Here is an 18,139-nt window from a genome sequence, read left to right as displayed (position 1 = left end):
TTTGCTATTAAATTTGCAAACAAAAAACAACGGTTTTAGTTGCCGTAGCGAACTGCCGGCAACGCGCGCTAACGCGCCGTGATCAGTGCTGATTTAGAGAAACAACGGTCGTGCGCCATCCGGTTACCCGGGGCACGGCAGGAAAGGCGTCAGGGGATGGGCGACGTGTATCAGGCCCGGCGTATCGCCAGGCATTCCGTACCAGACCCGCGCGTCGGCATCGCGGCATCGGTCATTTGTGGTGAATCCTTGCCTGCGGCCCCTCCGGGTGGAGCGGGCCGGCGATGATCGCGCCTGCATCACTAAGGATGCGGTTGATCTTGCTGTAAGCGGCTTATGATACGCGCAGTGGTGCAGTGCGGCAAGAAGTTGTGATGGAGCATGTGCGGTGATGTTGGCTTACGCTGCGCTAAGCCGACCTACGCATCAATCAATGCAAAAGTCTGCTCAATTTCGCGGCTGTCGAGCGGGCGCACGAGGCGCGCCACTTCCCGGCCATCCTTGAGGAAAATCAAGGTCGGCCACAGTTTTACCCGGAACGAACGCCCCAACGCGCGGCCGGGGCCGTCTTCCACACGCAGATGCGGCACCGCGGAGTGCTGCGCAAACGCGGCGGCCAGCGGCGCCTGGGTGGCGCGGCAGTGGCCGCACCAGCCCGTGCCAAATTCCAGCAGGGCCGGCCCCGTCAACGCGTCGATCTCGGCGCGCTTGGGTTGCGCTGCAGAATACGTATCGTGCATCATGCCGCTCTCCTTGAAAACTTAGACCACTTTCACGCGCAAGGTCTCCAGGCCATCGATGGCGCCCACCAGCTCGTCGCCGCGCTGCACGGCCGCCACGCCGGCCGGCGTGCCCGTGTAGATCAGGTCGCCCGGCTGCAAGGTAAAGTAGGTCGACAGGTCGGCAATGGTTTCAGCCACGTTCCAGATCAGCATGTCGATCGTGCTGCCCTGGCGCAGCTCGCCGTTCACGTGCAGGGTGATGGCGGCATGCTTGACGTCGCCCGCCTGCGCGGCCGGGGTGATGGGGCCGATGGGCGCCGAATGCTCGAAGGCCTTGCCCGTGTCCCATGGACGGCCCAGTTTTTTCGCTGCGCCCTGCACGTCGCGGCGCGTCATGTCCAGGCCGATCGCATAGCCCCACACGTGGCTCAGCGCATCGGCCACGCCGATGTCGCTGCCGCCCTTGCCGATGGCCACCACCAGTTCCATCTCATGCTGGAAATCCTGCGTCTGCGCCGGATACGGCAGCTCGCCCGTCGTGCCGGCAGGCACGGGCAGCACGGCGTCGTTTGGTTTCATGAAGAAAAACGGCGCCTCGCGGCCCGTGTGGCCCATTTCCTTGGCGTGGTCGACATAGTTGCGGCCCACGCAATAGATGCGGTGGACGGGAAAGCTGTCGGCGCTGCCCGTGACGGGAACGCTGGGCTGGATCGGTGCGGGAATGACATACGGCATGAAAACTCCTGATCGGCACGATAACGGTGATGAAAAAGGGACACCGCAGTGTCCCCCATTTTACGGCAAGCTTACTTCAACAGTCCCGAGCGGCTCGGGTCCGGCATGCGGATGGCGACGATGAAGGAAATCAGGCACATGACAGTCACGTACCAATAGAAATACTCTTCCACGTGCCAAGCCTTGAACTGCAGCGCCACGTATTCGGCCGAACCGCCGAACATGGCGTTGGCGACCGCGTACGACAGGCCCACGCCCAGCGCGCGCACTTCGACGGGGAACATTTCCGCCTTGATCAAGCCGCTGATCGACGTATAGAAACTGATGATGGCCAGGGCGATGATGATCAGGCCAAACGCCGCGTACGGGCTGGTGATGTCCTTCAAGGCATGCATGATCGGCAGCACGCACAGGGTGGCCAGGCCGCCGAAGAACAGCATCGAGGTGCGGCGGCCGATGCGGTCGGACAAGGCGCCGAATACCGGCTGCAGCACCATGTAGACCAGCAAGGCGCACGTCATGACGGCGCTGGCCGTCTTGGTGTCCATGCCGGCCGTGTTGACCAGGTATTTCTGCATGTAGGTGGTAAACGTGTAGAACACGAGCGAGCCGCCGGCCGTAAAGCCGAGTACCGTGATGAAGGCGCGCTTGTGCTTGAGCAAGCCGCGCAGGCTGCCCGCGTCCTTGTCCTTGCGCTCGCTGGCGGTGGTTGTTTCCGTCAGGGATTTACGCAGGTTCAGCGACACCAGGGCCGCCAGGGCGCCAAACACGAACGGAATGCGCCAGCCCCAGGCACGCAATTCTTCCAGGGTCAGCAATTGCTGCAAGACCACCAGTACCAGCAAGGCCAGCAGCTGGCCGCCGATCAGGGTCACGTACTGGAACGAGGCAAAGAAGCCGCGCTTGCCCGATTCCGACACTTCGCTCATGTAGGTGGCGCTGGTACCGTATTCGCCGCCCACGGACAAGCCCTGGAACAGGCGCGCCACCAGCAGCAGGAACGGGGCGAAGGCGCCGATGGTTTCATACGTGGGCAGCACGGCGATCATCAGCGAGCCGCCGCACATCATCAGCACGGAAATCATCATCGACTGGCGGCGGCCGTATTTGTCGGCGATGCGGCCGAACAGCCAGCCGCCCACCGGACGCATGAGGAAGCCGGCGGCAAAGATGCCGGCCGTCTGCAGCAGCTGCGTCGTCGGGTTACCGGACGGGAAGAAGGCGTGCGAGAAGTACAGCGCGCAGAACGAGTAAATGTAGAAGTCGAACCATTCGACCAGGTTACCGGAGGAAGCGCCAATGATGGCCTTGATGCGCTGCTGGGATGTCAGCTGCGCAACGTCATGCGGAGTATCGTGGGATGTCATATCAGTCTTCTTGTTCGTGTGAAAAAGCCAACGCCAGCCGGGTTGCCCGGGCTGGTTTTGCATCATACGCCCTTGATCGGGGTCAAAAAGCCGCCCGGCATACGCGTTAATACGTATCGCCGGCAACTTTTTTTCACCTGCGGGCGCGTGGAATCAGACCCGTTCCAGCACCAGCGCGATGCCCTGGCCCACGCCGATGCACATGGTACAAAGCGCGTAGCGGCCGCCCGTGCGGTGCAGCTGGTTGACGGCCGTCATCGCCAGGCGCGCGCCCGATGCGCCCAGCGGATGGCCCAGGGCGATGGCGCCGCCATTCGGGTTCACGCGCGGGTCGTCGTCAGGCAAGCCCAGCTGGCGCAGCACGGCCAGGCCCTGGGCGGCGAACGCTTCGTTCAGTTCGATGACGTCGAAGTCGGCCAGGGTCAAGCCCGTCATGGCCAGCACTTTCAGGGTGGCGGGCGCGGGGCCGATGCCCATGATGCGCGGCGCCACGCCGGCCGTCGCCATGGCCACGACGCGGGCGCGCGGCGTCAGGCCAAAGCGGACCGCGTTCGCTTCATCGGCCAGCAGCAGGGCCGCCGCGCCATCGTTGACGCCGGACGCGTTGCCGGCCGTGATCGTGCCGTCCGCGCGCACGACGGGTTTCAATTTGGCCAGGGTGTCGAGCGTGGTGGCGCGCGGATGCTCGTCGCGAACGACGACGACAGGATCGCCTTTCTTTTGCGCGATGCTGACGGGGCAGATTTCACTGTCGAACACGCCCGCCTGCTGCGCCGCCAGGGCTTTTACCTGGCTGGCCAGGGCAAACGCATCCTGGTCCGCGCGGCTGATGCCGAAGTCGACGGCCACGTTTTCCGCCGTTTCCGGCATCGAATCGACGCCGTACTGCGCCTTCATCAAGGGATTGATGAAGCGCCAGCCGATGGTCGTGTCTTCCATTTTCATGCCGCGTGCAAAGGCGCTGTCCGCCTTGCCCATGACAAACGGCGCGCGGCTCATGCTTTCCACGCCGCCGGCGATCAGCAAGCCCGCCTCGCCGCTCTTGATGAAGCGGGCGGCACTGCCGATGGCGTCCAGGCCCGAGCCGCACAGGCGGTTCAGGGTGGCGCCCGGCACGCTGTCGGGCAAGCCGGCCAGCAGGGCCGCCATGCGCGCCACGTTGCGGTTATCCTCGCCCGCCTGGTTGGCGCAGCCGTACAGCACGTCGGTGACAGCCGTCCAGTCCACGTGCGGATTGCGTGCCATCAAGGCACGGATGGGCACGGCGCCCAGGTCGTCGGCGCGCACGCCGGCGAGTCCGCCGCCATAGCGGCCAAACGGCGTGCGCTGGGCGTCGCAGATATATGCGTGGGTCATGTTCTTTCCTCCAAGAAAGTAGTTTGCGTATTGATGGTGACGTATTGATGGTGAATTAACGTCCGTCCGTCAGCGGCACGACCGTCAACGCTTGCAACTGCTCGAAACTCAAGCCGTCCACCAGTTCGACGACCGTGGCGCCGGCGGGCGACAGGTCGAGCACGGCCAGGTCGCTGTAGATGCGGCTGACGCAGGCGATGCCCGTCAGCGGATAGGTACAGGCCTGCACCAGCTTGCTTTCACCCGTCTTGGTCAGCAATTCCATCATGACCCAGGTCTTTTTCGCGCCGATGGCCAGGTCCATGGCCCCGCCCACGGCGGGAATGGCGTCCGGCGCGCCCGTGTGCCAGTTGGCCAGGTCGCCCGTGGCGGACACCTGGAAAGCGCCCAGCACGCAGATGTCCAGGTGGCCGCCGCGCATCATGGCAAAGCTGTCGGCATGGTGAAAATAGCTGCCGCCCGCCAGCAGGGTGACGGGCTGCTTGCCCGCGTTGATCAGGTCGTAGTCTTCCTCGCCGGGCGCGGGCGCGGGGCCCATGCCGATGACGCCGTTTTCGCTGTGCAGGATGATGTCTGCGCCAGCCGGCAAGTGGTTCGCCACCAGGGTCGGCAAGCCAATGCCCAGGTTGACGACACTGCCTTCATGGATGTCGGCCGCCACGCGGGCCGCCATTTGATCTCGATTCCATTTATTCACTTGATACTCCTCAGGCGGCTTTGAAGCCGGCGGGGCCGGTGGCCGTGCGCGGCACTTGCACGATGCGCTGCACGAACAGGCCCGGCGTGATGACGTGCTCGGGATCGATGCTGCCCAACTCGGCAACTTCATGTACGGAAGCAATGCTGACTTTCGCGGCCATGGCCATGATCGGGCCGAAGTTGCGCGCCGTCTTGCGGTAGGTCAGGTTGCCCCAGCGGTCGCCCTGCTCCGCCTTGATCAGCGCGAAATCGGCGTGGATCGGTGACTCGAGCACATACATGCGGCCATCGATCTCGCGCGTTTCCTTGCCTTTGGCCAAGTCCGTGCCATAGCCCGTGGGCGTGAAAAAGCCGCCGATGCCGGCGCCGGCGGCGCGGATACGCTCGGCCAGGTTGCCCTGCGGTACCAGCTCCAGCTCCAGCTTGCCCGCGCGGTACAGGGCATCGAAGACGTGGGAATCGGCCTGGCGCGGGAAGGAGCAGATGATCTTGCGCACTTGCCCGTTTTTCAGCAGGGCAGCCAGGCCCGTATCGCCATTGCCCGCATTATTGTTGACGATGACGAGGTCGCGCGCGCCTTGGGCGATCAAGCCGTCGATCAGCTCGGCCGGCTGGCCGGCGCCGCCAAAGCCGCCAATCATGACGGTGGCGCCATCGTGGATATCGGCCAGCGCATCAAGCACGCTGGAACGCAGTTTGTCGATCATTGCCTGCCTCCTCCAAATCAAAGCCATCTGTTATTTGTTCGCATAACGAACAAATATTCGTATTTAGAACTTATTCGTGAGAATATGCCTGATCGGGGCGCTTGTCAATTTGCCGTTTTCGCCAGCGCCATGGCTATAATTGCCACCTTGATCAATTGGAATTGCCATGACCGACCTCCGCAGCACGCCCCTTTCCGCCGCAGACACCCTTGACGCCGACGGCGCACCGCGTCCCGGCGACAGCTATGTGCAATCGTTCGCGCGGGGGCTGGCCGTGTTGCGCAGCTTTGGCGCGGACGCGCCGCAACAGACCCTGAGCGAAGTGGCGGAGCGGGCGCAGCTGACGCGCGCGGGCGCGCGGCGCATCCTGCATACCTTGCTGCATCTCGGTTATGTGGAAGCGGATGGACGGCTGTTCCGTTTGACGCCCAAGGTGCTGGACCTCGGTTACGCCTATCTGTCGTCCTTGCCCGTGTGGACGCAGGCGCAGCCGCTGCTGGAAGAATTGATGCAGACCTTGCGCCAGTCGTGCTCGGCCACCGTGCTCGACGGCGATGACATCGTGTATGTGGTGCGCCTGTCCGCGCACCGCACCATGTCGATCAACCTGGGCATCGGCAGCCGCCTGCCCGCCTACTGCACCTCGATGGGACGGGTTTTGCTGTCGGGCCTGGCGCCCGACGTGCTGCACGCACGGCTGTCGAAGATGGCACTGCTGAAAATCACGCCGGCGACCAAGGTCGATATCGACGTCTTGATGGAAGAGATTGCGCAAGTGCGGCGCCAGGGCTGGTGCCTGGTGCAGGAAGAGCTGGAACAGGGCTTGATCGCCCTGGCCGCGCCCGTGTTCGACCGGGCTGGCAAGGTGGTGGCGGCGATCAACGTCAGCGGCCAGACGGCGGGGCCGTCCGTGGCGCACCTGCTGGAACACAGCTTGCCGAAACTGCTCGAGACGGCCAGCCGGGTCAGCGCCCTGGTGCGGGTGCAGCAGTGATTATTTCTTAAACCTTATTTTTAAACTTCAAGCACGGGTCCGCGCGCGGCTGCGCCGGCATCGTTTGCGTCAGGTCAAACGTGCCCTTGTAGCCGCTGCCGCCCTGCTCCAGGTAGCCGATGCTGCGCACGTTCAGCTGCGGGTCGGCCAGCTTCAGCCAGCGGGGCACGCCGATATCCTTGCGCACATGGGCATTGCCGGCGATCAGCACCACGTCGCGCGGCGCCTGATCGCGGATCAGTTTGGCCATCCAGATATCGCGCGCCACCTGGGCGTTGACGACACCGTTGATCATCATGTCGGGCAGCATATTGCAGCGGGCCGCCTGGACTTCCTTCTGTTGCCCGTCCAGGATATCGGCCGGCACGGGTGCGGCCAGGTAAGTGGCCACCATGGCGGGCGGCATGGACCACTGGATGCCGTCGCGCACGATACGCGACGCATCGGCCGGCGACAGGTTGCCGGCGACCAGGCTCAGCTGGTAGCTGATGACGAGGTCCAGCACGGGCCGGTACAAGCTCCAGTCCCAGCGCGGCTGTTCCATCACGCGGATGATGCAGTCGGGATCGGCGCAATCGCGCGCGGCGCGCGTCAGCAAATCCTGGTTTTCGCGGTCGAACTGCTCCATCACAATCACGGGACGCCAGCCGGCTGCCAGGCGGCGGCGCAATTCTTCGACGCGCAGGCGCTGGCCTTGCGCATTGTCATGGACTTCGCCCAGCAGCAAGACTTGCGGATTGGGCAAGGTGTCGGCCACGGGCACGGGAGCGGGCGGCGCTTCCTTCTTCAGCAAGCTGCCGCAGGCGGCCAGCGCCAGCATGCTGGACAGCAGGGCGGCGCGCGCGCCGGCGCGGAAAATCACGGTCTTCATGTAAGCAGTATCCAAAGTGGCGATGCGCCAGATTGTACCGTCTCAGACCGGCGCGGGCAGCTTGCGGCGCTCCTGCACTTCAAACAGGACCATGCCGGCCAGCATGGCGCCCACAAACAGCCACGCTTTCGGCTGGCCCGCCAGCAGGGATACGAGGGCGGGACCGGGACAAAAACCGGCGATGCCCCAGCCCACGCCAAAGGCCAGGCTGCCCAGCAGCAAGCGCCGGTCGATGCGCCGCGATGCCGGCAACTGCATGGGCTCGCCCAGCAGCGCCGTGCTGCGCCGGCGCGCCAGCCAGAAGGCTGGCAGGGCCACGCCGATGGCGCCGCCCATCACCAGCGCCAGCGACGGATCCCAGGCACCGGCCAGGTCGAGGAAAGCGAGCACCTTGGCCGGATTGCCCATGCCGGAGACGATCAGGCCCAGGCCAAAGAGGAGGCCGCTCAACAGGGAAAGGATCAGCTTGCTCATAAGCTTGCTCACAGATGGCGCAACAGATAGACGGTGAGGAATCCGGCCGCCATGAAGGCGATGGTGGCAGCCAGCGAACGGGGAGACAGGCGCGACAGGCCGCACACGCCGTGGCCGCTGGTGCAGCCGGCGCCATAACGCACGCCCACGCCCACCAGCAGGCCCGCGACGATCAGGGCCGGCGTGCCCGCGTCGATCTGCAAGGGCGGCAAGGCTTGCCACAATTGGTAAAGCAGGGGCGTGCCGATCAGGCCGGCAAGAAAGGCGATGCGCCAGCCCAGGTCGCCACTGCGCGGCCGCAGCAAGCCGCCGAGGATGCCGCTGATGCCGGCGATCCGCCCATTGAACAGAATCAGCAGGGCAGCCGCCAGGCCGATCAGCATGCCGCCAGCCAGCGAGGCCCACGGCGTGAAGTGCTGCCAGGCTATGCTCATGGCAGCGTTCAGTCCGCTTCGTCGTTGAAGGCGGGGCGCGGCGCGCAAAATTGCGCGTACAGCACTTGCAGCACGGCCAGCACGGGCGGGCTGGCGACGCGGTAATAAATCTGCTTGCCATCGCGCCGCGTGGCCACCAGCATCTCTTCCCGCAGCACGCCCAGCTGCTGCGACAGGGTCGGCTGGCCGATGCCCACTTTTTGTTCGAGGTCGCTGACGCAATGCTCGCCCTGCGATAGCTGGCACAGCAGCATCAATCGGTCGGCATTGCCCATGGCCTTGAGCAGCGAGCTGGCCTTGTAGGCCGAGCCACGCATGGCGTCGAGGTTGTATGCGTGTTGCGGTGTTACGACTGTCTCCATCTTGCCCTCCCACAGGCGGTCATATTGATCATCATGCGATAAACAATATACTAATCAATATACTGTTTTCCTGCTGGCGATTCGCACAAAAAAACAACAGTGTTTTTTGGCGATAGCGTGCTCATGCAAAGTGTGCGGCAACGATCATGTTTACGCTATCAAAATGACAAATATTCGTAATAAAGAGGAAATAAACGTATCAAAATTGTCACGATCTGTGCTGTAATGGGAGAACAGCAGAAAAACCATGATACGCCCCCGTACAGGCGAATTATCCGTCCATGCGCAAGCCGGTTTCGGCTGCGCCGCGCGGTGAACAACAGGGAGAGCACGATGAGTATCTATCAGCCGTTATGCGTGGCCTTGCTGGCGCTGTCGGCCAGCACATGGAGCGTGGCGGCAGTCAGCGACACGACGGCCGACAAGCAGCAGGAAACCGGCGAACGCGTGGCGATCGATGAAAGCATCAGCTTGAATAATAATCCCGGCTGGGAAACGCCGGACTTGCCGTATGCACGCCTGCTTGCCAGCAGCGCGGCTGCTGCACCGCACTGGAGCACCAGTGGCGCGCACCATGTGGCCCTGGCGCCGCCCAGGCCCATGACGGCCGCGCCCGCACAGCAAGCCCACGTGCCGGCTCCCGTGCCTGAAGCAAGCATGTACTCGATGCTGCTGGTGGGATTGGGCCTGGTGGCCTTGAGCCTGCACGGCGAAAAACAGGAAAAATTCGATAACTGACGGCGCCAGCACTGGCAAGGCGCTGCTGAAAAACATTCCGCCTGGTGCGGAATGTTTTTTTATGGCGTCATCATTTGTCCAGCAGGCGGCAGACCCGTTCGATATTCCCCACCGGAATGCCCGACTTCAGGGCCCGCGCGATGCAGCCCGCCTTGTCCGGGCCCGAGGCGGAAATGAGCACGAAGGCCGTCACCACCACGCTGATGGCCACGAGCACGATCAAGACCCCCTTGACGATATCCCAGTTCATTGCGTCTCAACAATGTCATACGTAAAGTCATAATAATGCTTGCCGTCCTCAATGCGGATGGCCAGGCTGCCGGTGAGCCCTTGCAACTGCTGCGTCCCCGTATCGGGCACCACCGTCACCGACAAGGCGGGCGCGCCGCGCGTCATGGTGCCGCTGTGCTGCAAATAAAAACTGCCATGGCGCCCGTCCAGGCTGCCTTCCACCCGCTCCAGCGCCACATAGCCTGCCGAACCGGCCACGCTGGCGCGCGCGCTGAGCATCTCGCCCTGCGCGCTGGCGTCGAGGGCGCCGTGGTAGCGCTTGTCGAGCGACAAGCGCCCCAGCCCCGATTGCGCGGCCGTGTCCGACAAGGTTTCCGGGGTGATGCTGACATCAAAGGTTCCGGTAATGAAAGGCATCAGTACTCCTTGGTCGATGTGACTGCCGCATCCGGCCCGTTCAGCAGCGCATGTAATTTTTGCATCGTGGCCCAGTTGCGCGAGGTGACGCCATCGCCCAGCAGCACGCCCAGGGCCGCCACCACCTTGCTGGCCAGCACGCCATCGGGACACCAGGCATACGCGGCCCATCGCCCCAGCGCCAGCGCTTCCGGCTGCCACGGCTGCTGCAAGAGCGGAGCCAGACGCTGGACGTCGGCCGGATTATTCAGCACCAGCACCAGCAGCCGGGCCGCATCGGCCGCCGGCGCCAGGGGGTTTTGTTCGATCAGTTCGGCAAACTGGCTGGCCGACAGCACCGTCACCCTGGCCGCCACGCCCAGTTTCAGCACCAGCGCTTCCTCGATGCGGGCAGCGGCGTCGGCCGGCGCAACCTTGCCTCCGTCATACACGACGTTGCCGCTGTTGAGCACGGTACGCACCTGCGCAAACCCCAGGTCGCCCAGCAGCTTGCGCAAGTCGGCCATGGCCACGCGCTTGGCGCGGCCCACATTGATCCCGCGCAACAGCGCCACCTGCTGACTGTTTTCCATCTGTGCCATGTATTGTCTCCTTGCCTATGCCTGGCCGGCAGGACCGCTGGCGGCGCCTTCCGGCAATGGCGTCACCTTGGGCAGGCGCAGCAGAAACGTCGCGCCCTGCCCCAGCGTGCTGCTGACCGTGATGGTGCCGCCAAACTGCTTGGCAATCAAGTTGAATACGATATTCAAGCCCAGGCCCGTGCCGCCCTGTCCGCGCCGCGTGGTGACAAACGGGTCGAACACGCGGTCGAGCATGTCGGGCGCGATGCCGCGACCATCGTCGCGCACCTGCATGGCGATCCAGTCGTTATCGCCAAGCACGCCGATATGGATATGGCCGTCCGTGTCCGCATCAAAGGCGTGCTCGACACAGTTCAAGACCAGGTTGGTCAGCACCTGCGCCAGCGCGCCCGGATAGCTGTCGAGCATGATACCGGGCGGGCAATCGATATCGATGCGGATGCGCGTCTTTTTCAGGGTCGGCTGCAGGCTCGAAATCACTTCACCGATATAGTCGCGCAATTCGAACAAGCGGCGCGCCTCGCTGACCTGGTCGACGGCGATCTGCTTGAAACTGTGGATCAGGTGCGCGGCGCGATAGGCATTGTTCATGATCAGCCGCGCGCTTTCGCCGGCCGTTTCCAGGTAGCGCACGATATCGGTCTTCTTCACGCTGCCGCCGGCCACCGCCGTGCTGATGGCATCGGTGGCTTCCTTCAGCACCGAGGCGCTGGTCAGCGCAATGCCGACCGGGGTGTTGATTTCATGCGCCACGCCGGCCACCAGGCTGCCCAGCGAGGCCAGGCGTTCCGACTGCAGCAACGATTCCTGCGCGCGGCGCAGCTCGTCCATGGCCTGCGCCGTTGCCTGCTGCGAGCGGCGCGCCATGTCTTCCGCCTCGCGGCTGCCCTCGATGATGGACTTGAGCTTGCGCTGCACGGCATTGAAGCCGCGGATCACGTCGCCCAGCTCGTCGCGCCGGTTTTCCGGCAGCTCTTCGACATCGTCACTGCCGCGCGTGGCCAGGTCGAACAAGCCGTCGCGCAACTGTTTCAGGGGCCCGAAGACGATGCGCAGGCTCAGCGCGAGGGCGCCCACCAGAATGATGTCAAGCAGCAACACTTCCAGCACCTTGCGCCGCACTTCGCCGCGCAGGGCCGCATCGATCTGGGCGCGGCTGAAATTGACGATGACCTTGCCGACGATCACGGGCTTTCCACCCGTGGCCGCGGCCACGGCGTCGCGGAACACCAGCGGCGCCTCGACGGGCGTGCCACCCATGGCCACGTCGGCCGTCAGCGGCACCAGGGTGCCCGCCGCGTCGCGCACTTCGCCCGCGAACAGGCCGACGGAGGCGTCGTAGACGCGGATGCCGACCAATTCCGGCGGCAGCATTTCGGCCGCGACGATGCTGTCGACCTTGGATTTATCGAGGTCCCACAGGGCGGAAGGCAAACTCGTCTGCAAGCGCGTGAGCACGCCGCTGCGCAGGCGCGCGCTGCCCGATTCGAGTTCCTTGCTCAAGGTATATTGGGTATAGGTACCCGAAATGCCCAGCACCAGAGTGACGATCACGACAAAAAGCAGGGTCAGCCGGACTTGGATACTCACCATCAATCAACACTCCCCGGGCCAGGCCGGCCGCCGGCCCGCGGCGCGGGCGCAGATATGTCAGCGGACAACAGCCTGAATCAAATGTACGGTATGACATGCTTATTGGCAAGATTTACAGCAATGCCGTTTTCCACCGGGCCTTGATACAGGTTGAGACATTGCGTCATGGCAATGGTAATATCCCGCAATCATCTAAGGAGTCGTCATGGCGGTCATGCATCAACATCTACCCCTGGAACAAGTTCGTCCTGGCATGGTCTTGTCGGATGTCTTGCTCGATGCGCATGGACAAGTGCTGTTGCCGCAAGGCGCGGTATTGACTGAAAACATGCTGGCCCTGATGCCGCGCCACAACATCGACATGCTGCCGATCCAGGCGCCGCCACCGTCGCCCGAAGAAATCGCCGCACAACAGGCGGCCGACAGCGAACGGCTGGCCTACCTGTTCCGCAAGCATGACCCGGAGGATCCCCTGGACGCGGCCACCACCTTGCTGCGCAGCTATGTCACGGCGTACCGCCTGGGCACGGGAGAGGCCGCATGAGCACCCAGCTGACCCTCGACGACATCGTCGCCCACCTCGACGATTTACCCTCGCTGCCCGCCGTCGTCATGGAACTGCTCAACAGCATCGACCAGGAAGACGTCGATATTTCCGTGCTGGCCAAAAAAGTGTCGTACGACCAGGCACTGACAGCGAAAACCCTGCGCCTGGCCAACTCGTCGCAATACGGCTTGCAAGTGAAGGCCACCACCATCCAGCAAGCGATCACGTACCTGGGCTTCCAGACCACGCGCAGCCTGATCACGTCGGCCGCCATCACGGGCTGCTTCCCGGAAGGTCGCTGCCCCGGCTTCGACGACAAGGCCTTCTGGCGCCATTCGGTGGCGACAGCCGCCTGCGCCAAGGTGCTGGCGCGGCAGATCCGCTTCAACCAGGATTACGCCTTCACGGCCGGCTTGCTGCACAACATCGGCCGCCTGGTGCTGGTCAGCAGCTTTCCCGCGCACTACGCGCAAGTCATCGCGCACCAGGCGGCGCACGATTGCAGCCTGCTCGAAGCGGAGCAAACCGTGCTGGGCGTGGACCACGTGCAGGCCGGCGTGGCGCTGGCCGAACACTGGAATTTTTCCGATACCATGCGCCTGGCGCTGGCCAACTACCTGCAGCCGGAAACGCCGGGGGCAGGCTTCCTCGCATCGCTGATCCACGTGGCCAATGCGCTTGTTTGCGCGCTCGACCTGGCGCAGGCGGGCGACGACATGGTGCCGCGCGTCTCGCCGGTGGCCTGGGATGCGCTGGGACTGGGCGAAGACACGTATCTGCAGCTGTTCCGCGAAACGGAGCTGCGCTACGATGAAATCACCTCGGCCTTGCTAAGCTGATTGCTTAAGCGAACTCGGCAGGCACAGCCGCAAACGCAAACGGCTCTCGCTGCGAGGCGAAAGCCGTTATAGGTACTGCGGTACGTCCATGCTGCCCGGTCCACGCCAGCCTGTTGCCGCCAGCAGCTACGCAAGCGGCACAGTCAGCGTACAACCACCACATCAGTGCGCGTAATTCGATTCTTGCGCATCGCCGCGGTCTTCCGCTTTTGGACGGCCTTGGGCGTCGGACAGACGATACTTGGTGCGGCGATCGCCCATCAAGTCACGCAGGTCACGAATGCTCATGCCCGTCACTTCGTGCATGCGGATCAGCAGCGAGGCGCCGACCGGCAATCGGTGGTGGCGGATCTTGCTGATGACCGGTGGCGCCACTTCAAGCAGACGCGACAGGGCTGCATCGTTTTTCAGCTGCATCTTGCTCAGCAGAATATCCAGCAGGTGGTTCGGGTTGTAACTCTCTTGCGATGCTAATGCATGATGTGCCATGATTTTTCCTCGTCTGGTGAATGTAGAAAATAATGCCGATACGAACTTAAGGCTGGCTTAGAGTGTTCAAATAAACGTCTTCCATCGGATTCAGCCCTCCCTCCTTATCGCACTGCCTGTACAGGACTCGCACTGCCACGCCCAGCCAACGTACGCAACTTGCCGCGTGAATAAAGACACTCAAAGCACGTATGACTCGCCAAAAATGAATTGCATATAAGGCAATATACTAGCCCAAACACGCAGCATCTGCGCCTCGCGCAAACTTCCTGATTGTTAAATATCAATCAAGCTGCTGGTTGGCTTGGCAACGATGCTATTTCAACACATTAGGATGCCTGCGGGCGCACACAAGGCTTTGCAGCAACTTGTTACAAATCAATGGTGTCGCACGGCAATAAATGCTTTCGAGCATCACGCCACATGGCGGCATAGGCAGGCGGCAACCTTGTCGGCAAGGTAAGCACAACATGGCCCGCCCCGGCGTTTTACGCTAAACTATCGCCTGAACTTGCAGCGAGCCTGCCGCCGGGCAGCCAGAGGCGCCAGGCCGGTCATCCACCGCGCCCGCCCTGAGCGGCCCCCTGCGCTGCAGCATCCCGCCCAGCCATCTTGTTTGCCGCCACATTTACCGATAAGCGCCCAACTCCATGCAGAAAAAAGTATTCATTAAAACCTTCGGCTGCCAGATGAACGAGTACGACTCGGACAAGATGGCCGACGTGCTGGGCGCCTCCGATGGCCTGGTGCGCACGGACACGCCGGAAGATGCCGATGTGATCCTGCTCAATACCTGCTCCGTGCGCGAAAAGGCGCAGGAAAAAGTGTTTTCCGACCTGGGCCGTCTGCGCGACCTGAAGCTGGCCAAGCCGCACCTCTTGATCGGCGTGGGCGGCTGCGTGGCGTCGCAGGAAGGCGACGCCATCGTCAAGCGCGCGCCGTATGTCGACATGGTCTTCGGCCCGCAAACCCTGCACCGCCTGCCGCAGATGATCGAGTTGCGCCGCTCCAGCGGCGCCTCGCAAGTGGACATCAGTTTCCCGGAAATCGAAAAATTCGACCACATGCCGCCGGCCAAGGTCGAGGGCGCCTCGGCGTTCGTCTCCATCATGGAAGGCTGCAGCAAATATTGCAGCTATTGCGTCGTGCCCTACACGCGCGGCGAGGAAGTGTCGCGCCGCTTCGAGGACGTGCTGACGGAAGTGGCGGGCCTGGCCGCCCAGGGCGTCAAGGAAATCACCCTGCTGGGCCAGAACGTGAACGCCTACCGCGGTGCGATGGAAGGCGGAGACATTGCCGATTTCGCCCTGCTGCTCGAATACGTGGCCGACATCCCCGGCATCGAACGCATGCGCTTCGTCACCAGCCACCCGAAAGAATTCACGCAGCGCCTGATCGACGCCTATGCGAAGATCCCGCAGCTGGTCGACCATTTGTATCTGCCGGCGCAGCACGGTTCCGACAAAGTCCTCGGCGCCATGAAGCGCGGCTACACGGGCCTCGAATACAAGTCCATCATCCGCCGCATCCGCGCCGTGCGCCCGAACATGGCCATTTCGTCCGACTTCATCGTGGGATTTCCTGGCGAAACGCAGGCCGACTTCGACGCCATGATGAAGCTGATCGCCGATGTCGGCTTCGACAACAGCTACAGCTTCATCTTCAGCAAGCGCCCCGGCACGCCGGCCGCCAGCCTGGAAGACGACACGCCGCACGAAGTCAAGCTGGCCCGGCTGCAGCAGCTGCAGGCGGCCATCGACGCCAACACGCGCAAATACAGCCTGGCCATGGTGGGCACGGTGCAAACCATCCTCGTCGAAGGCCGCTCCAAAAAGGATACAGACGATAGCGAACTGCAAGGCCGCACGGAAAACAACCGCGTGGTCAATTTCGACGCCGGTCCCGACGGCTTGCAATTGACCGGCCAGCTGGTCGACGTGCGCATCACCGAAAGCCATTCCTACACCCTGCGCGGCGAACTCGTCGCCAGCACACCCGCATTGAAAAGAGCCAGTTGAAAACCAAAGCCCCGATACAGCCGCATTACTTCATCCCCGAGCCGCTGGACAACACGCGCCTGGCGCACCTGTGCGGACCGCTCGATGAAAACCTGCGCCAGATTTCCGCCGCCCTCGACGTGACGATCTTCCGCCGCGGCGAGAAATTCATCGTCGGCGGCAGCAATGCCGAACGCGCCGTGGAAATCCTCGAGCAGTTCTACGCCATCGCCAACAAGGTCGTGCCGCTGGAAGAAGTGCAGCTGGCCCTGGTGGAACAGCGCGCGGGACTGTCCGCCGCCTCGGAACACCACGCCAACGCACCCGCCAGCACCTTCGTCGAGCCGGATATCGCCAGCCCCGTGCTGAAAACGCGGCGCTCCGACCTGCGCGGGCGCACGCCGCACCAGATCGCCTACCTGCGCGACATCCTCGAACACGACATCAGCTTCGGCGTGGGCCCGGCCGGCACGGGTAAAACCTACCTGGCCGTCGCCTGCGCCGTCGACGCGCTCGAACGCGACGCCGTCAAGCGCATCATTTTGACGCGCCCGGCCGTCGAAGCGGGCGAGCGCCTGGGCTTTTTGCCTGGCGACCTGGCACAAAAGGTCGATCCGTATCTGCGTCCCCTGTACGATGCGCTGTATGATTTGCTGGGCTTTGACCGCACGCAAAAGCTGTTTGAAAAACAGGTGATCGAGATCGCCCCGCTGGCCTACATGCGCGGGCGCACCCTGAACCACGCGTTTGTCATCCTCGACGAGGCGCAAAACACCACCGTCGAACAGATGAAGATGTTTTTGACGCGCATCGGCTTCGGCAGCAAGGCCGTGGTGACGGGCGACGTCACGCAAGTCGACCTGCACAAGAGCCAGACGAGCGGCCTGATCGACGCCGTGCACGTGCTGAAAGACGTGCGCGGCATCGGCTTCACGCAATTTAACAGCACCGACGTGGTGCGCCACCCGCTCGTCGCGCGCATTGTCGACGCCTATGAAACGGCGCAGGCGGCCAACGCCGACGCCGCCCAGTTACTCCCCTTGTTGAAACCAGCTGCCGCCAAAAATGTCCGAAAAAAATAAACTGTCCCTGTCCGTGCAATACCCGGATACCCGCCTGGAAACCCTGATCACGCGCCCGAAAGTGCGCCGCTGGGTCAAGGCGGCCCTGTTCGCCCCCGCCGAATTCACGATCCGCTTCGTCGACGCGGAAGAAGGCCGTACCTTGAACCGCGACTACCGCGAAAAGGATTACGCCACCAACGTGCTGACGTTCGCCTACAACGAAGGCGAAGAGTTGAATGACGACGAGCCGACGCGCGCCGACATCATCCTGTGCACGGACGTGCTGGAAAAGGAAGCGGCGGAGCAGAAGAAGAGCGTGGAAGAGCACACGGCCCATTTGATCGTGCACGGCGTGCTGCATGCGCAGGGTTACGACCACATGGATGACGAAGAAGCCACCGAGATGGAGGGCCTGGAAACGGACATCCTCGCGAAACTCGGCATTACCGACCCGTACAAGGAGTAAGAGCATGGGAACCTGGGCACTGGATGCCTTCGGCAACGACTACGCCATGGATTGGGCGCAGGACTTGCACGAATATAAAACCCTGGAACTGGTCGAGACGACGCTCGACAACGTCATCGACAGCCAGGAAGCGCAGCTGGAGGCGCCGTTCGCCGCCGAAGCGCTGGCCGCGCTGGAAGTGATCGCGCGCCTGCTGGGCAAGCCGGGCGAGGACGACCCGGCCACCGCGGAAGTGGACGAATGGGTGGCCGCCTGCAAGAAGAAGGTCACGCCGCCGTTGCTGGAAAAAGCGCGCCTGGCCTTCGACAAGATCGGCGGGGAAGCGTCGGAACTGCGCCAGCTGTGGCAGGACAGCGAGCATTTCGCCGACTGGCAGGCCGACGTGGCGGCCCTGCGCGCGCGCGTGCTGGGCGCGGACGCCTGAAACATCGCGCAACGGCGCACTTCAACATATTA

The 18,139-nt window shown here is 63.2% G+C and carries 23 protein-coding genes; 8 read left to right on the top strand and 15 right to left on the bottom strand.

Annotation, left to right across the window (positions count from 1 at the left end):
• Positions 1-419: 419 nt before the first annotated feature.
• The 6 genes from IGS58_RS02935 to IGS58_RS02910 all read right to left on the bottom strand — a co-directional run bounded on the left by IGS58_RS02935 (position 420) and on the right by IGS58_RS02910 (position 5,586).
• Positions 420-740 carry a thioredoxin family protein gene (locus IGS58_RS02935; protein WP_442908368.1) on the bottom strand — a complete coding sequence of 107 codons (321 nt, stop codon included), beginning with the start codon at positions 738-740 and terminating at the stop codon, positions 420-422.
• Positions 741-761: 21 nt separating this feature from the next.
• Entirely contained in the window at positions 762-1,457 is a 696-nt protein-coding gene (locus tag IGS58_RS02930) for a fumarylacetoacetate hydrolase family protein (protein ID WP_070257445.1), read from the bottom strand.
• Between the two features lie 71 nt (positions 1,458-1,528).
• Positions 1,529-2,824, bottom strand: a complete 1,296-nt coding sequence (locus IGS58_RS02925; RefSeq protein WP_034780684.1) for an MFS family transporter — start codon at positions 2,822-2,824, stop codon at positions 1,529-1,531.
• Positions 2,825-2,977: 153 nt separating this feature from the next.
• The gene (gene pcaF / locus IGS58_RS02920) at positions 2,978-4,180 is read right to left on the bottom strand and encodes a 3-oxoadipyl-CoA thiolase (RefSeq protein WP_070257444.1); all 1,203 of its coding nucleotides are present in this window, start codon (positions 4,178-4,180) and stop codon (positions 2,978-2,980) included.
• Positions 4,181-4,235: 55 nt separating this feature from the next.
• Positions 4,236-4,877 (bottom strand): 3-oxoacid CoA-transferase subunit B, encoded by a 642-nt coding sequence (locus IGS58_RS02915; RefSeq protein ID WP_070257443.1) that lies wholly within the window; start codon positions 4,875-4,877, stop codon positions 4,236-4,238.
• Between the two features lie 10 nt (positions 4,878-4,887).
• Entirely contained in the window at positions 4,888-5,586 is a 699-nt protein-coding gene (locus IGS58_RS02910) for a 3-oxoacid CoA-transferase subunit A (protein ID WP_070257442.1), read from the bottom strand.
• A 166-nt stretch (positions 5,587-5,752) separates the two neighbouring features.
• On the opposite strand from IGS58_RS02910, the gene IGS58_RS02905 reads away from it, so the two are divergent.
• Positions 5,753-6,580 carry an IclR family transcriptional regulator domain-containing protein gene (locus tag IGS58_RS02905; RefSeq protein ID WP_070257441.1) on the top strand — a complete coding sequence of 276 codons (828 nt, stop codon included), beginning with the start codon at positions 5,753-5,755 and terminating at the stop codon, positions 6,578-6,580.
• 7 nt (positions 6,581-6,587) lie between these two features.
• Here IGS58_RS02905 and IGS58_RS02900 read toward each other — a convergent pair whose 3' ends face one another.
• The 4 genes from IGS58_RS02900 to IGS58_RS02885 are packed head-to-tail and all read right to left on the bottom strand — an operon-like array spanning position 6,588 to position 8,721.
• On the bottom strand, positions 6,588-7,451 hold the full coding sequence (locus tag IGS58_RS02900; RefSeq protein ID WP_230520618.1) for a ChaN family lipoprotein: 864 nt from the start codon (positions 7,449-7,451) through the stop codon (positions 6,588-6,590).
• A gap of 42 nt (positions 7,452-7,493) precedes the next feature.
• Positions 7,494-7,925 carry a YeeE/YedE family protein gene (locus IGS58_RS02895; protein WP_230520617.1) on the bottom strand — a complete coding sequence of 144 codons (432 nt, stop codon included), beginning with the start codon at positions 7,923-7,925 and terminating at the stop codon, positions 7,494-7,496.
• Positions 7,926-7,933: 8 nt separating this feature from the next.
• Positions 7,934-8,359, bottom strand: a complete 426-nt coding sequence (locus tag IGS58_RS02890; protein ID WP_230520616.1) for a YeeE/YedE family protein — start codon at positions 8,357-8,359, stop codon at positions 7,934-7,936.
• A gap of 8 nt (positions 8,360-8,367) precedes the next feature.
• Positions 8,368-8,721, bottom strand: coding sequence for an ArsR/SmtB family transcription factor (locus tag IGS58_RS02885; RefSeq protein WP_070257439.1), 354 nt, complete (start codon positions 8,719-8,721; stop codon positions 8,368-8,370).
• 333 nt (positions 8,722-9,054) lie between these two features.
• Between IGS58_RS02885 and IGS58_RS02880 the strand changes: the two genes are divergently transcribed.
• Positions 9,055-9,459, top strand: a complete 405-nt coding sequence (locus IGS58_RS02880; protein ID WP_139144178.1) for a PEP-CTERM sorting domain-containing protein — start codon at positions 9,055-9,057, stop codon at positions 9,457-9,459.
• A gap of 70 nt (positions 9,460-9,529) precedes the next feature.
• On the opposite strand, the gene IGS58_RS02875 is transcribed toward IGS58_RS02880, so the two are convergent.
• Genes IGS58_RS02875 through IGS58_RS02860 form a run of 4 tightly spaced genes read right to left on the bottom strand, consistent with a single transcriptional unit; the run spans position 9,530 to position 12,281 of the window.
• Complete coding sequence (locus tag IGS58_RS02875) at positions 9,530-9,709, bottom strand: hypothetical protein (RefSeq protein ID WP_034746783.1); 180 nt, start codon at positions 9,707-9,709, stop codon at positions 9,530-9,532.
• A complete protein-coding gene (locus IGS58_RS02870; RefSeq protein ID WP_070257437.1) occupies positions 9,706-10,107 on the bottom strand; it encodes a DUF3224 domain-containing protein in 402 nt (133 codons plus the stop codon). Before IGS58_RS02870 ends, IGS58_RS02875 begins: the two co-directional genes overlap by 4 nt.
• Positions 10,107-10,688, bottom strand: coding sequence for a DUF1697 domain-containing protein (locus tag IGS58_RS02865; RefSeq protein ID WP_230520615.1), 582 nt, complete (start codon positions 10,686-10,688; stop codon positions 10,107-10,109). The genes IGS58_RS02870 and IGS58_RS02865 overlap by 1 nt, the downstream gene beginning before the upstream one ends.
• Positions 10,689-10,703: 15 nt before the next feature.
• A complete protein-coding gene (locus IGS58_RS02860; RefSeq protein ID WP_070257436.1) occupies positions 10,704-12,281 on the bottom strand; it encodes a sensor histidine kinase in 1,578 nt (525 codons plus the stop codon).
• A 205-nt stretch (positions 12,282-12,486) separates the two neighbouring features.
• Between IGS58_RS02860 and IGS58_RS02855 the strand changes: the two genes are divergently transcribed.
• On the top strand, positions 12,487-12,825 hold the full coding sequence (locus IGS58_RS02855) for a hypothetical protein (protein ID WP_070257435.1): 339 nt from the start codon (positions 12,487-12,489) through the stop codon (positions 12,823-12,825).
• Complete coding sequence (locus tag IGS58_RS02850; protein ID WP_070257434.1) at positions 12,822-13,667, top strand: HDOD domain-containing protein; 846 nt, start codon at positions 12,822-12,824, stop codon at positions 13,665-13,667. Before IGS58_RS02855 ends, IGS58_RS02850 begins: the two co-directional genes overlap by 4 nt.
• A gap of 162 nt (positions 13,668-13,829) precedes the next feature.
• Here the strand turns inward: IGS58_RS02850 and IGS58_RS02845 are convergent, their stop codons facing one another.
• Positions 13,830-14,156 (bottom strand): hypothetical protein, encoded by a 327-nt coding sequence (locus tag IGS58_RS02845; protein WP_034746769.1) that lies wholly within the window; start codon positions 14,154-14,156, stop codon positions 13,830-13,832.
• A 650-nt stretch (positions 14,157-14,806) separates the two neighbouring features.
• On the opposite strand from IGS58_RS02845, the gene miaB reads away from it, so the two are divergent.
• From miaB to IGS58_RS02825, 4 genes are read left to right on the top strand one after another with little or no spacing between them, the layout of a single operon-like run.
• Complete coding sequence (miaB, locus tag IGS58_RS02840; RefSeq protein ID WP_230520614.1) at positions 14,807-16,174, top strand: tRNA (N6-isopentenyl adenosine(37)-C2)-methylthiotransferase MiaB; 1,368 nt, start codon at positions 14,807-14,809, stop codon at positions 16,172-16,174.
• Complete coding sequence (locus IGS58_RS02835; protein WP_070257432.1) at positions 16,171-17,235, top strand: PhoH family protein; 1,065 nt, start codon at positions 16,171-16,173, stop codon at positions 17,233-17,235. The genes miaB and IGS58_RS02835 overlap by 4 nt, the downstream gene beginning before the upstream one ends.
• Positions 17,219-17,683: an rRNA maturation RNase YbeY gene (gene ybeY, locus IGS58_RS02830; RefSeq protein ID WP_230520613.1), complete on the top strand. Its 465-nt coding sequence runs from the start codon at positions 17,219-17,221 to the stop codon at positions 17,681-17,683. The genes IGS58_RS02835 and ybeY overlap by 17 nt, the downstream gene beginning before the upstream one ends.
• Positions 17,684-17,687: 4 nt before the next feature.
• On the top strand, positions 17,688-18,107 hold the full coding sequence (locus IGS58_RS02825) for a DUF4259 domain-containing protein (RefSeq protein ID WP_034780174.1): 420 nt from the start codon (positions 17,688-17,690) through the stop codon (positions 18,105-18,107).
• Positions 18,108-18,139: the final 32 nt, after the last annotated feature.

Source organism: Janthinobacterium sp. EB271-G4-7A (genome assembly GCF_020858075.1).
Taxonomy (GTDB): Bacteria; Pseudomonadota; Gammaproteobacteria; order Burkholderiales; family Burkholderiaceae_D; genus Janthinobacterium; species Janthinobacterium lividum.
This window is presented reverse-complemented; position numbering and strand designations above follow the sequence as displayed.